This is a genomic window from Mesorhizobium sp. WSM4807 (assembly GCF_055811615.1).
Map to the genome: position 1 here is coordinate 1,814 of NZ_JBVVQY010000044.1, position 13,606 is coordinate 15,419.

Genomic DNA, 13,606 nt, shown 5'->3' on the forward strand with positions numbered 1-13,606 from the left:
ACCCGTGCGGGGGGGGGCTATATCCGGGGGCCGCAACTTGGGGGGGGGGCCCCCCCCCCCCCCCACCCCGGGGGGGGGGGGGGGGCGGGGGGGCCCCCCCCCGGGGGCGGGGCGTCGGTCGAGCTGCCGTCACTGCCGTTCGGTGGGCCGGTGATCTCGTCCACCGAAGCGCTGGGGCTGAGCGAAGTGCCGGAAAGGCTTGCCGTCGTCGGTGGCGGCTATATCGGGCTCGAGCTCGGCATCGCCTTCGCCAAGATGGGCGCCAGGGTGACCGTTGTCGAGGCTTTGCCGCGCGTACTGGCGCAGTATGATGCCGAACTGACCCGGCCGGTGGTGAAACGGCTCACTGAGCTCGGCATCGAGGTGCTCGTGAACGCCAAGGCCAAGGGGCTGTCGACCAAGCGCGATGCGCTGCTGATCGAGACGGCCACCGGAAAGAATGGCAAGATCGCTGCCGACAGGATTCTGGTCACCGTCGGGCGCAAGCCGGTGATCGAAGACTGGGGGCTGGAGCAGATCGACCTCGACATGGCGGGGAAATTCATCCGCATCGACGACCAGTGCCGCACCTCGATGCGCGGCATCTTTGCCATTGGCGACGTCACCGGCGAGCCGATGCTGGCGCACCGGGCGATGGCGCAAGGCGAAATGGTCGCCGAGATCGTCGCCGGCCACAAGCGCAGCTGGGACAAACGCTGCATTCCCGCCATCTGCTTCACCGATCCGGAGCTGGTCACCGCAGGCCTTTCGCCGGAGGAGGCAAAGGGGCTCGGTGGTGAGATCAAGGTCGGCCTGTTTCCGTTTGCCGCCAATGGCCGGGCGATGACCAAAATGGGTGAAGATGGATTTGTCCGGGTCGTTGCCCGCGCGGACAACCATCTGGTGCTCGGCATCCAGGCGGTCGGCCAGGGCGTGTCGGAACTTTCGGCGGCGTTCGGCCTGGCGCTGGAGATTGGCGCGCGGCTGGAGGACATCGCTGGCACCATCCATGCCCACCCGACACAGGGCGAGGGTTTTCAGGAAGCCGCGCTGAAGGCGCTTGGGCACGCGCTGCATGTTTGAGAGCAGGTGATCTCCCCACTTGAGGGGGAGATGGCCGGCAGGCTAGAGGGGGTCGGTTCGACTGGATGCGACCTCCCTTGCGACAGATGGAGGTTAGCGCTCTACGCGAGGCGACCCCCTCTGTCGCCTTCGGCGACATCTCCCCCTCGAGGGGGGAGATTACACAGCTCACCCCGCAAGCCGGCTAACCATTTCGTGCTGCGCATAGGCGCGGCCGAAGCGGTTGGCGAGGAAAGCGTCGAGGGCGATGTCTTCCTGCTTGATAAAACCCTTCGCCGGCAAGGTGCCGTCGGCCAGCATGTCGAGCACCGCGCAGATGGCGGAGGCCGTGGTGATCTGGATGGCGCTGCGCACCTTATCGCCGACTAGCTTGGCGTAGATCTTGTTGGCGTAGGTCTCCTGCAGCAGGCGGCCGTTCTTGCGGCCGCTGACGGTGACGAAGATGATGACCACGTCCTGCAGCGTTGCCGGCAGGGCGCTCTCAAAAATGTCCTTCAGCACGTCGCGGCGGTGGCGCAGGCCGAGATCGTTGAGCAGCGCCTTCATGATCGCGGCGTGGCCGGGGTAGCGGATGGTGCGATAGTTCAGTGTGCGCACCTTGCCCTTCAGCGTTTCGGCCAGCGTGCCGAGCCCGCCCGAGGTGTTGAACGCCTCGTAGGTGACGCCGTCGAGCGAGAATTCCTCGCGCTCCTCCAGCGGTGGCACCTCGATAAGCTCGCCTTCGACGATCGCCTCGCAAGGCTCGCAATATTCGTTGATGACGCCGTCCGTGCTCCAGGTCAGATTGTAGTTCAGCGCGTTCGACGGGTATTGCGGCAGCGCGCCGACCCGCATGCGCACGCTCTCCAGCGTGTCGAAGGGGCTGGCGAGATCGTTGGCGACGATCGAGACGAAGCCCGGCGCCAGCCCGCATTGCGGGATGAAGGCGCTGTTGGCGGAGCGCGCCAGTTGCTTGACGCGTCGGGTCGCGACGACATCCTCGGTCAGGTCGAGATAGTGGACGCCGGCGCTGGCTGCCGCTTCGGCGATGCGCGTGGTCTGATGGAAGGGGGCGGCGCTGAGCACGGCGAACTTGCCGGCCAAGGCCGCTTCAAGGGTTCCGGCGGCTTCGATGTCGAGTTCGAGCGTCTCGACCGTATCAGGCAGTTCGGCCGCGCCGAGTTGTGCGGCCGAGCGGTCGATGAGGGTGACATGATAGTCGCCGGTGGAAGCCAGCATCTCGGCAATGGTCGAGCCGATCTTGCCGGCGCCGACAACGATGATTTTCTTCATGACAGTTCCCTCGCCTCACCTTTGATCGACAAATAGTTTCGCAGCTTGCCTGTCGAAAGGAAGCGTTGAACTGTTCGAAACGAAGTGCCAAATTGAACAGGATGCCGATGAGGTTCGTCGAAAGTGCTTAGCAACGCCGAACAAGCCCTGCTTTCCCTGCTGCGCGCGAATGCGCGCGCCTCGACGGCCGAGCTGGCGCGGCGGCTGGGCGTGTCGCGGACAACGGTGCAGAGCCGGATCGAGCGGCTGGAACAGCGCGGAATCATCACCGGTTATGGCGTCAGGCTTTCGCCGGATTACGAACAGGGACTGGTGCGGGCGCATGTCCTGCTCACTGTTACGCCCAAGCTCGCCGACAAGGTGGTGCGCAGCCTGCAGGCGCTGCCGCCAGTGCGGACGCTGCATTCGGTGAGCGGCAATTTCGACATGATCGTCATCGTCGACGCGCCGTCGATCAAGGATCTCGACACGCTCCTCGACCAGATCGGCGCGATGGACGGGGTCGAACGGACGTCGTCCTCGATCATCCTGTCGACACGGATCGACCGCTGACTGGCTTGGTAGGAGCATTGGGCCGCTTCCCCCCAGGACGGAGCAAATACTCTTGCGGGTCATGTTCCTTCCAAATGCTGCTGTCGAGCGGAACCGTTCGGGGCGTCGGCGGGACAGCGCCCCCTCTGTTCTGCCGGACATCTCCCCACTTGGGGGAGATCGGGCAGTTTCGGCGCTCGGCTCACGCCTGCGATGCTTTTGTAATAAAGCAACATGAATCCCAAAAAATGTTGCTTTCCAACACGGCCTGTATGAGAATCGTCAGGATGGGCGTAGACCTGCGGCACGGGCAAACGGCGCAGCGAAAGAGCCCGAACCTCGCGGATTCTGCGGCGATTGCCGGAAGCACGGCAAAGCGCAAATTTTTGAAGGAGAACAGTCCTTGCCCAAGCAGTGTTTTGGAACATCCCATGTGCCGCTATCGCCGGCGGTCCGGGCCGGCGATATGGTCTATGTGTCCGGCCAGGTGCCGGTCGGCAGCGACGGCGTGGTGGTGACGGGCGGCATCGCCGAGCAGACCGAGCAGGTGCTCTCCAACGTGAAGGCAGCCCTGGCGTTGGCCGGCTGCACCATGGACGACGTGGTCAAGACGACAGTCTGGCTCGAGGACGCACGCGACTTCGGCGCCTTCAATGCCGTCTATGCCAGGCATTTTCCAAAGGATCCGCCGGCGCGGACAACCGTCGAGTCGCGGCTGATGATCGACATCAAGATTGAGGTCGAGGCTGTCGCCTACAGACCGGTTTGACGAGAAGACACAGCGGAGCCAGACGCCGATGCAATTTGATCTTCTCCTGAAGGGCGGCCGCCTCATCGATCCGGCGTCCGGCCTTGACGCGCAACGCGATCTGGCCATCGCCGGTGGCCGCATCGCCGCGATCGATGCCGACATTCCCTTCGAGCGCGCCGCGCGCGTCATCGATGCCACCGGGTCCATTGTCGCGCCCGGCCTCATCGATCTGCACAGCCACGTCTATTGGGGCGGCACCTCGCTCGGCGTCGATGCCGACCGCCTCGCCGCAAAAAGCGGCACCACCACCTTCATCGACGCCGGAAGTGCCGGCGCCGGCAACTTCCTCGGTTTTCGCCGCCACGTCATCGAGCGCTCGAAGGTGCGCATCCTGGCCTATGTCAACATTTCCTTTGCCGGGATTTTCGGCTTCTCGCAGACCGTTTCGGTTGGCGAGTGCAGCGATCTCCGGCTCTGCGAACCGCGCGAGACGGTGGCGGCGGTGCGCGAGCACGCGGAGGTGATTGTCGGCGTAAAAGTCCGCTCCGGTCGCCATGCCGGCGGCGGCAGCGGCATTGCGCCGGTCGATCTCGCACTCGAGGCCGCCGACCAGGCCGGCCTGGCGCTGATGGCGCATATCGACGAGCCGCCGCCCGGCCGTTCGGAAGTGCTGCCGCGGCTGCGCAAGGACGACATCCTCACCCATTGCTTCCGGCCGTTTCCCAACGCGCCGATCTTCACATCCGGCGCGGTGCGGCCCGACATGCGGCTGGCGCGCGAGCGCGGCGTCATCTTCGATATCGGCCACGGCATGGGCTCGTTCGATTTCGAGGTCGCCAGGGCGATGCTCAGCGAAGGGCTGGCGCCTGACGTGATCAGCAGCGACGTGCATCTCTACTGCGTCGACGGACCGGCCTTCGACATTCTGGTGTGCATGTCGAAGCTGCTGGCGCTCGGCATGCCGCTGCTCGAGGTGCTGCGCGCCGCAACACAGCGGCCGGCAGAGGCGATCGCAAGGCCCGAGCTTGGCGCGCTGGCGGTCGGTGCCGTCGGCGACATCGCGGTGCTGCGGCTGCGTCCGGGCAGTTTCACCTTCGTCGATGCGGTCGGCGCCTCGCTGGTCGCCGAGCAGCGGCTGGTCTCGGACGGCATCGTGGTCGGCGGCGCCTGGTGGCCGAACGAGGCGGTGGACGATCTGAGCGATACCGAGCGCTTCGAAGCGCATGCGCATGAGACGCATGTCGATGTTGTGGCCAGGCATTTCGGGCGTGGGTGATCTCTCCCCTTGAGGGGGAAGGCGACAGAGGGGGTCGGTTCGACCGGGCTCGCCTTCCTGCAACGGATGGAGGTTGGCGCTCGACGTGCGGCGACCCCCTCTGGCCTGCCGGCCATCTCCCCCTCAAGGGCCCTCAAGGGGGGAGATTACAGCTTCACCCCGGCGCCCCATAAACCGGCGTCGCAATCCCTTCCATGCGCGCCTTGATCTGCAGCGCGACGAATTTCGAGTAAAAGCGCGACAGCGCCAAATTGCCGCCGTGGAACCATAGAGCTTCCTGCGCCGTCGGCTTCCACATGTTGCGCAGTTCGCCTTGCCATGGTCCCGGGTCGCCTTTCACGCCCGAGCCAATCCCCCAGCACGGCCCGACCTTGTCGGCGACCTCGCGCGAGACGATCGCCGCCACGGTCTCGTTCATCGACTGATAGCCGGTGCAGGAGATGATCGCGTCGGCCGCCAGTTCGGTGCCGTCGTCGAACAGGATTCCTGTCGGCGTCAGCGACTTGATCTCGACACCGCTGCGGATGCCGATCTCGCCGTCGATGATCAGATCCGAGGCGCCGACGTCGATGTAGTAACCCGAGCCGGTGCGGTAGGCCTTCATCAGCAGCCCGGTCTCGTCGTCGCCGAAATCGATGGCGAAGCCGGCGCCGCGCAAGCGGTCGTAGAAGGCCGCGTCGCGTGCCTTGATGACGTCGTAGAGCGCCCGCTGGCTTTGCGGCAGCACCGCGAACGGCGTGGAGGCGACGATCATGTCGGCCTTTTCGGTGGTGATACCGCGGGCCAGCGCCTTTTCCGAAAAGATCTCGAAGCCGACCTCCATCAGCGTATCGGATTTGACCACCGTCGTCGGCGAGCGCTGGATCATGGTCACCTCAGCGCCGCTCTCCCAGAGATCGACGGCGACATCGTGCCCCGAACTTGCCGCGCCGATGACCGCGACGCGTCTGCCGCGGAATTTTTCGCCGCTAAAATACTGGCTGGAATGCAGGATCTCGCCCTGGAACGCCGTGGCGCCCGGAAGCTCGATCTGCCTCGGCGGGCCATAGGCGCCGGTTGCGAAGACGATGTGCCTGGGTTTCAGCGTGATGCTCTCGCCGGCGCGATCGACCTCGACCGTCCAGATCTTTTCCGCCTCGTCATAGCTGGCGCTGACGCATCTCGTGGAGGGCCAGTAATTGAGCTCCATGACGCGCGTATACATTTCCAGCCAGTCGCCCATCTTGTCCTTGGGCGTGAACACCGGCCAGTTCTCCGGAAACGGGATGTAGGGCAGATGGTCGTACCAGACCGGATCGTGCAGCACGAGCGAGCGATAGCGGTTGCGCCAGGAATCGCCGGCTTGAGCGTTCTTCTCGATGATGAGGGCCGGTACGCCGAGCTGCCGCAGCCGTGCCCCCAGCATGATGCCGCCTTGGCCGCCGCCGATGACCAGGCAATAGGGCTGCTCAATGGCGCCGAGATTACGCGTCTCGCGTGCCCTCGCCTCCGACCAGGTCTCGCGGTCCGGGTCGGCCTTGTGGCGGACACCCAACGGCCGCGCCGGTCCCTTGCGCTCCTCAAAACCCTTGAGTTCGCTCATCGCCGTGAACAGCGTCCGGCATCGGCCGTCCTGCAGGCGCATGATGCCCCGGCCCCACGCCGATGACGTCTCGAAGGTGAACCAAGCCTCGACGATGCCTTCGTCCGAGCTTGCCTCGCCACTGAGCTGCCAGGCAGTCGGCTTGGTCGTAGCCAGTGTGGCTTCCAGCATGTCGCGGATCGCCGCGCGGCCTTCGATCGTCCTGATGTTCCAGGTGAAGGTCAGCAGGTCGCGCCAGTAGCAATCCTCGACGAACAGGTTGGTCGCGGCCGCTGCGTCGCCCGTCTCGAGCGCGCGGGAGAGGGAGGAAAACCAGGTGGCCGCCTGTTTCGATGGTCCCATGTCGAGCATCTGTTGTCTCCTCTGCGTTTCAAGTCGGCGCCGCCCGGTCTTTCCTTCTCCCCCTGTGGGAGAAGGTGGATTGGCGCGTAGCGCCAAGACGGTTGAGGGGTGCTGGACGGAATGCGGCGGTGCCAAGCTGGAACACCTCTCATCCGACCGAGCTTCGCTCGGCCACCTTCTCCCACAAGGGGAGAACGAGAAGCCGCGCCTCTCAGTCCCCCAGCGGCTCCATCTCTTTGCCCGTCCTGTGGATCTGGGCGTTATATTTGATGCGGCGGACCGTTTCGTGGGCCGAGCCGTCGAGTTTGTAGGCGGCCGCCACCGCCATCAGGTCGATCGCGGCCAGAAAGGCAAACCGCGAGGCGGTCGGCTTCAGCGTGTCGGGATATTCGGGCACCGCCACCGTCAGCCTGACGTCGCAGGCGCGGGCAAGGTCGGTGTCGGGCGCGGTCACGCCGATCGCGTTGGCGCGGTAATGCTTGGCCAGCTCGACGGCCTCGATCACTTCGCGGGTGCGTCCGGTCGCCGAAATGGCGATCACCAGATCGCCGGGCTTCAAGGTCGAGGCGGTCATCCGCATCAGATACGGGTCGCACTGGGCGCTGACGGTGATGCCGTAGCGGAACAGCCGGTACTGGGTTTCCTGCGCCAGCGCCGACGAAGAGCCGCCAAGGCCAAACACCGTGACCTGGCGCGCCTTGGCGATGAGCTCGGCCGCCTTCACCAGCTGTGCCGGATCGAGCTGCCGTTCGGCCTCCTGCAGCGCCCGGCGTGCTTCGCCGAACACGGCATTCCAGAACGGCATGCCGTTGTCGCCGCTGGTGGGCGGCGGCTTGCTCAGATAGAGCGCGCCGACGACTAGGCTCTGCGCCAGCTTCAGCTTGAAATCGCGCACGCCCTCGCAGCCAATGGCCCGGCAGAACCGGGTCACGGTGGGTTCGCTGACCTGGGCGCGCTGCGCAAGTGCTGCGTTGGAAGCGTCGACTGCGAATCTGACATCGTCGAGCACGACATCGGCGACGCGCCGCTCCGCAGGGCGCAATTCAGCGTAAGAGTCCTTGACCAGCGAGATGATGTCGGGGATGCGGCTGACATGATCGCGCCCATCGGGTTCGTCGCCCGAGGTCAATCGTACCTGGCCTTCAGCTTCGGTCATGAGTCATCCCCTGCCGTTCGTGGAACTCGACCTCTACCACGTTCGCGCACCGCTCGCCTGCTCGCCTCACGCGGCCGGTTCCCGAAGTATGTAGGAAAGCAACAAGCTTTTCAAGAAATAGAAAGCTCACTTAAAACAAACACATGTGGCTGAGAGTAGCGATCTTGCCAGCGAGGGCCGTGGTCGCCGCTTGGCAGTAAAGTAGGAGAGTTACAGGCTGATGACCGGCTGGAACTGCTGACCGAAGGTGAGCGGGTAGGTAGGGCGGAGTCGCGGCGTTGCGCCGCCCCGTCTTCCCTTCTCCCCTTGTGGGAGAAGGTGTCGCCGAAGGCGACAGATGAGGGGTGCTCCAGCTTGGCACCGACGGCACTCCGTCCAACCATCCGTCTTGGCGCTGCGCGCCAATCCACCGCCCCGGGGCGAGTCACGGGCCTCGCCCGCCCTTCGGGCCCCACAAGGGGAGAAGGAAAGGTAAGTTAGCCCGTGCGTCGGGCGGGATGTTGGTCCGAACCGCCATCCAGCCACGCGATGTCGTCAGGCGAAAGCGCAATGTCGAGGGCCTGCAGGCTGTCCTCCAACTCGTCGAGCGTGCGTGGTCCGATCAGCGGGACGGACGGGAACGGCTGGGCCAGGACGTAGGCCAGCGCGACATGGATCGGGCTCTTGCCCAGCCTGTTCGCGAGCTCGATCGCCCGGTCGCGGCGGCCGAAATTTTTTTCCGAGTACCAGACCCGGACCAGCTCTTCATTGTCGCGCTGGTCGCGCCCGGCGCGACCGGTGAAGAAACCCCGGCCCTGGCTCGACCAGGCGAAATTGGGCATCTGCCGGGCGGTCAGCCAGGCCTTCCATTCATCGCTCGACGATGTGACGCAACCCGGCCAGATCGGCACCAGCATTTCGGCCAGAGAAAAATTGTTCGAAAGCGCGCCAGGCTTTTGCTTGCCGGTCCGCTCGGCATAGGCAATGGCCTCGTCCATGCGTTCCCTAGTCCAGTTCGAGCCGCCGAACGGACCGCGGATGCGGCCAGCCCTGACCTCCCTGTCCATTGCGTCGATGAATTCGTCGACCGGCACGTCCGGATCGTCGCGGTGCATGAAATAGACGTCGACATGATCGGTCTGCAGCCGGTCGAGCGACTGGGTGAGCTGCTTGCCGATCACATCGGGATAGCAGAGCGGGGTGTGCGCGCCCTTGCCGATGACCACCGATTGCTCACGCACGCCGCGGTTCTTCAACCACTGGCCGAGCAGCGTTTCGGTGTAGCCGCTGCCATAGATGTAGGCCGTGTCGAAGACGTTGCCGCCGGCTTCGAAATAGCCATCGAGCAGGATCATGCCCGAGGAGAACGTGCGAAAATCCTCGAAGCCGAGCGCCAGGCACGAGGCCGGCGGCGGCAGGCCTGGAATTTCGCGCTTCGGGATGGTGGTGCCGCCGGAGCGCAGCCGCCGGCCGGAGATGGTGTTGACGCGTTTTTCGGGCTTCTCGATCTCGTATTCGAGCCCGATGGCGGCACGCCATTTGTCGAGCACGCGCAGATTGCCGAGGCTGTCGGCCCAGCCCATGCCCGGCCAGGCAAACTCCTGCTTTCCGGCCAGGATCGCCTCGCCGGCGGCGTCGGCCTCGAAAGCGTAGAGCCAGCGGTCTTCCCTGACCTCGACCAACTTCTCACCGCCCGGACGGATGATGCGAATCTCGCCGGTGCCGCCTTCCCTGCCGCTCGCATACCAGAAATCCGCGACCTCGATGCGGCCCTTGGTGCCAAGGATGCGCAGGACATTGTCCTGCGCCAGCGAAATGCCGCAGGAGACTTCGGCGACGATGCCACTGGGAAAATGCAGCAGCGCCGAAGCCCATTCGTCGACGCCGGACTGGCCAAGATGCGCAGCACCCGCCACCTTGTCCGGCTCGGCGAAGGGTTTTCCCAATGCTGCCCCGGCAATCAGCCGCGCCATCGAAACGGGATAGCCGCCGACATCCAGAATGCCGCCGCCAGCGAGATCGTTCGCGTAGAGCCGGTGTTCCGGCATGAAATCAGGCATGGCGAAGCCGAAGCTCGACTTCACCATGCGCACCTCGCCGATCGCGCCGGACCTGATCAGCTCGACCAGCTTTGCCGTCTGCGGATGCAGCCGGTACATGAAGGCTTCGCCGAGAAAGGTGCCGGCCTTGCGCGCTGCATGGATCATCGCGTCCGCCTCGAAAGCGGTTAGCCCCATCGGCTTTTCGCAAAGCACATGCTTTCCGGCCTCGGCCGCCTTGATCGCCCATTCGGCGTGGCTGGGGTGCGGCGTCGAAATGTAGACCGCGTCGACGTCCGGGTCCGCGAGCAGAGCATCGTAGCCGTCGAGGATGCGAGCACCCGGGAAGTTATCGGCGAGGCCTGATTTGCCGGGATTGCGTGCGCCGAGCGCAACCAGTTCGCCGGTATGCGAATGGGCCACACCGCCGGCAAAGGCCTTGGCGATGGTGCCGGGCCCGAGAATGCCCCAGCGGATTTTTCGTGGTTCGGACGTCATTTCAAATCTCCTTGGGGTCGCCTCGGCGTCGCGAGTTGGTGAAAGAAAAATTGGCGTGTCTTTGTTTTTATGCATGTCGTTGTCCCAACCGCTGCGCAGTTTGGGCGACATGCATTAGCGAATGCGTGCACCTGACTTGTCGAAGAGAAGCGACCGGCCGGCTTTGATCGACACCACCATGTGGTCGCCATTCGCCCGCTGCCGCGATGCCTCGCGCTCGATGATCAGTTCCTCTGGTCCGGCATTGGCATAAACATAGCTCACCGATCCGAGATGTTCGGCGACATCGGCCTTGACGGCGATGTCGCAATCGCCCTCGCCGGCCTCGAAGAAATGCTCCGGCCGGACGCCGAGCACGACCTCGGCGCCGACCGCAGGCGGGGCGCCCGAAAGCGGCTTCCGTAGCTTGGCGCCACAATGGTTGGTGAGTTCGAGGGTTACTGCGCCGTCGTTCCCGACCACTTTCGCCGCCATGAAATTCATCTTCGGCGAGCCGACGAAACCGGCGACGAAGCGATTGGCCGGGTCGTCATAGAGGTCGAGCGGCGCGCCGATCTGCTCGATATTGCCGGCGTTAAGCACGACAATCCTGTCGGCCAGCGTCATCGCTTCGGTCTGGTCGTGCGTCACATAGATCATGGTGACACCGAGCTCCTTGTGCAGGCGCGAGATCTCGACCCGCATCTGCACCCTGAGCTCGGCGTCGAGATTGCTCAGCGGCTCGTCGAACAGGAACACTTGCGGTTCACGCACGATGGCGCGGCCGATGGCGACGCGCTGGCGCTGGCCGCCCGACAACTGCCGCGGGCGCCGCTTCATCAGCTCGGCGATGCGGAGAATTTCGGAGGCTCGCTTCACCCGCCGTTCGGTGTCGGCTTTCGGGTTGCCGTTCATCCTCAGCCCGAAGCTCAGATTCTGCTCGACGCTCATATGCGGGTAAAGCGCGTAGGACTGGAACACCATGGCGATGCCGCGATCGGCCGGCTCGATGTCGTTCACCAGTTTGCCGCCGATGATGATCTCGCCGCCGCTGATGTCCTCGAGTCCGGCGATCATCCTCAGCAGCGTGGATTTTCCGCAGCCGGAAGGGCCGACGAAGACGATGAATTCGCCGTCGTTGACGTCGATGTTCGCGCCGTGAACGATCTCGAAGACGCCGAAGCGCTTAACGACATTCTTGAGTGTGACCGCTGCCATGCTGATCCTATTTGATGGCGCCGGCGGCAATGCCGGCGACGAAATGGCGCTGCAAGAGCACGAACACGACGAGCATCGGCACGGTGAGCATGACGGCGCCCGCCATGATGCCGCCCCACGACACTTTGGTGAGGCCGATCAGCGTGCCGAGCGCCACCGGCGCCGTCATCGCGCCGGGCTTGGAATTGATCAGCAGCGGCCAGAGATAATTGTTCCAGGAGGCAAGGAACAGGATGATGGCGAGCGCCGCCAGCATCGGCCGCGCCAGCGGCAGCGCTACGAACAGGAAGATCCGCCATTCCTTGACCCCCTCGACGCGAGCGGCGTCGAACAGATCGCCCGGCATCATCGAGAAGCTCTGCCGCATGAACAGCACGCCGAGCGAATTGAAGAGCGGCGGCACGATCAGCGCCCCCCAGGTGTTGGCGAGCTTGAAGTCGCGCGCCACCATGATGAATTGCGGGATCAGCACGACCGCATAGGGAAGCGTGATGGTGCCGAGGATGATCGCGACGACCACGCCCTTGCCGAAGAACTGGTAGCGCGCCAGCGCCCAGCCGGCCATCGAGGTGAGCAGTACCGACAGGAACGTGTAGGTGACCGCCACCGAGACGGAGATGCCGATGGCGCCGATGAAATTCGTGTCGCGCTGCAAATTGTTGACATTGTCGAGGAAACTGCCGTGCGGCAAAAGCTCGATGCTGGGACTGAAGATGCCTCTGTCGGGCATGGTCGAGAAGATTACCATCATCCACAGCGGAAACAGCCAGATCAGCGCCAGCGGCGTCAGGAAGAGATGCAGCGCGATGCTGCGTCCCAATCTGGCGGAGGAACGGCTCGAAGAGGAACGCGAGCTCATTTCGGCTCCCTCGTCAGCCACAGTTGCACAAGCGAGATGGCGATCGCCAGCCCGGCCATGGTGTAGGCGATGGCCGAGGCGTAACCGAAATTGAGCGACCTGAAACCCTGGCGGTAAAGCAGCAGCCCGAGCGTTTCGGTGCCGCCGCCCGGTCCGCCGCGTTCGGTGATCAGGAACGGTTCGGTGAACAGCTGCATGGTGCCGATGATCGACAGCACGGCGCAGAACACGATGATCGGCTTGAGCAGCGGCAGCGTGATGTAGAAGAACTGCTTGAGCTTGCTGACGCGGTCCAGCGTCGCCGCCTCGTAGACATCCTGGGGGATGGATTGCAGGCCGGCGAGCAGGATGATGGCGTTGTAGCCGGCCCAGCGCCAGGTCACCGCGATCATGATGACCGCCATCGCCGGGGTGACGTTGGAAAACCAGTCGATACGCGGCAGGCCGACGCTGTTCAGCAGCTTGTTGATGATGCCGTAATCGAGGTTGAACATCAGCCGGAACACCGCCGAATAGGCGACTTCGCCGACCACGACAGGAGCGAAGAAGGCGAAGCGGAACAGGCCACGGGCTTTCAGCAGCGGCGAATTGAGTAGCACGGCCATCACGATCGCCAAGGTGATCATCACCGGCACCTGGATGACGAGGATAAGCAAAGTGTTCTTCAACGCGTTGAAGAAGGCCGGATCGCCGATCAGCCGGCCCCAGTTGAAGGTCGGCGCGAACCGCCACGGCACGGTGCGCGTCGCCTGGAAGGAGATCAGGAAGGAGCTGATGATCGGCCACAGCCAGAAGATCGAGAAGATCAGCAGGTAGGGCGCGAGGAAGCGATACGCCGTGGCGTTCTGATAGCGCATCATTGCCCTCCTTTGCCTCTCGTTTCTAGGTTTGCCGGCCTGCTGTCGAAGTCGGCGCCGCCGCTGTCTTACCTTCTCCCCTTGTGGGAGAAGGTGGATTTGGCGCGCAGCGCCAAGATGGTTGAGGGGTGCTGGAAGAAACTCGGCGCTGGCGCCAAGCTGGAACACCCCTCATCCGTCGCCTTCGGCGACACCTTCTCCCACA

Annotated in this window: 10 protein-coding genes and 1 pseudogene; 4 read left to right on the forward strand and 7 right to left on the reverse strand. The window is 64.3% G+C overall.

Annotated features, from left to right (window positions below; genetic code table 11):
* Positions 1-105: 105 nt before the first annotated feature.
* Positions 106-1,062 (forward strand): annotated as a pseudogene (locus AC0L3N_RS31195) (FAD-dependent oxidoreductase); the annotation flags it as partial.
* A 168-nt stretch (positions 1,063-1,230) separates the two neighbouring features.
* On the opposite strand, the gene AC0L3N_RS31200 reads toward AC0L3N_RS31195, so the two are convergent.
* A complete protein-coding gene (locus tag AC0L3N_RS31200; RefSeq protein WP_473551419.1) occupies positions 1,231-2,334 on the reverse strand; it encodes a saccharopine dehydrogenase family protein in 1,104 nt (367 codons plus the stop codon).
* 123 nt (positions 2,335-2,457) lie between these two features.
* On the opposite strand from AC0L3N_RS31200, the gene AC0L3N_RS31205 reads away from it, so the two are divergent.
* From AC0L3N_RS31205 to AC0L3N_RS31215, 3 genes are all read left to right on the forward strand, one after another.
* A complete protein-coding gene (locus AC0L3N_RS31205) occupies positions 2,458-2,886 on the forward strand; it encodes an Lrp/AsnC family transcriptional regulator (RefSeq protein WP_128285146.1) in 429 nt (142 codons plus the stop codon).
* Positions 2,887-3,268: 382 nt separating this feature from the next.
* Positions 3,269-3,634, forward strand: a complete 366-nt coding sequence (locus AC0L3N_RS31210) for a RidA family protein (RefSeq protein WP_287059145.1) — start codon at positions 3,269-3,271, stop codon at positions 3,632-3,634.
* Positions 3,635-3,662: 28 nt separating this feature from the next.
* Positions 3,663-4,892, forward strand: coding sequence for an amidohydrolase/deacetylase family metallohydrolase (locus tag AC0L3N_RS31215; protein ID WP_473551421.1), 1,230 nt, complete (start codon positions 3,663-3,665; stop codon positions 4,890-4,892).
* A gap of 154 nt (positions 4,893-5,046) precedes the next feature.
* On the opposite strand, the gene AC0L3N_RS31220 is transcribed toward AC0L3N_RS31215, so the two are convergent.
* The 6 genes from AC0L3N_RS31220 to AC0L3N_RS31245 all read right to left on the reverse strand — a co-directional run bounded on the left by AC0L3N_RS31220 (position 5,047) and on the right by AC0L3N_RS31245 (position 13,401).
* The gene (locus AC0L3N_RS31220) at positions 5,047-6,825 is read right to left on the reverse strand and encodes an NAD(P)-binding domain-containing protein (RefSeq protein WP_473551422.1); all 1,779 of its coding nucleotides are present in this window, start codon (positions 6,823-6,825) and stop codon (positions 5,047-5,049) included.
* 202 nt (positions 6,826-7,027) lie between these two features.
* The gene (locus tag AC0L3N_RS31225) at positions 7,028-7,972 is read right to left on the reverse strand and encodes a MurR/RpiR family transcriptional regulator (RefSeq protein ID WP_473551424.1); all 945 of its coding nucleotides are present in this window, start codon (positions 7,970-7,972) and stop codon (positions 7,028-7,030) included.
* Between the two features lie 476 nt (positions 7,973-8,448).
* Positions 8,449-10,488, reverse strand: a complete 2,040-nt coding sequence (locus tag AC0L3N_RS31230; protein WP_473551426.1) for an aldo/keto reductase — start codon at positions 10,486-10,488, stop codon at positions 8,449-8,451.
* A gap of 114 nt (positions 10,489-10,602) precedes the next feature.
* Positions 10,603-11,685 (reverse strand): ABC transporter ATP-binding protein, encoded by a 1,083-nt coding sequence (locus tag AC0L3N_RS31235; protein WP_473551427.1) that lies wholly within the window; start codon positions 11,683-11,685, stop codon positions 10,603-10,605.
* A 7-nt stretch (positions 11,686-11,692) separates the two neighbouring features.
* The gene (locus AC0L3N_RS31240; RefSeq protein WP_473551429.1) at positions 11,693-12,544 is read right to left on the reverse strand and encodes a carbohydrate ABC transporter permease; all 852 of its coding nucleotides are present in this window, start codon (positions 12,542-12,544) and stop codon (positions 11,693-11,695) included.
* On the reverse strand, positions 12,541-13,401 hold the full coding sequence (locus AC0L3N_RS31245; RefSeq protein WP_077380981.1) for a carbohydrate ABC transporter permease: 861 nt from the start codon (positions 13,399-13,401) through the stop codon (positions 12,541-12,543). The genes AC0L3N_RS31240 and AC0L3N_RS31245 overlap by 4 nt, the downstream gene beginning before the upstream one ends.
* Between the last annotated feature and the right edge of the window lie 205 nt (positions 13,402-13,606).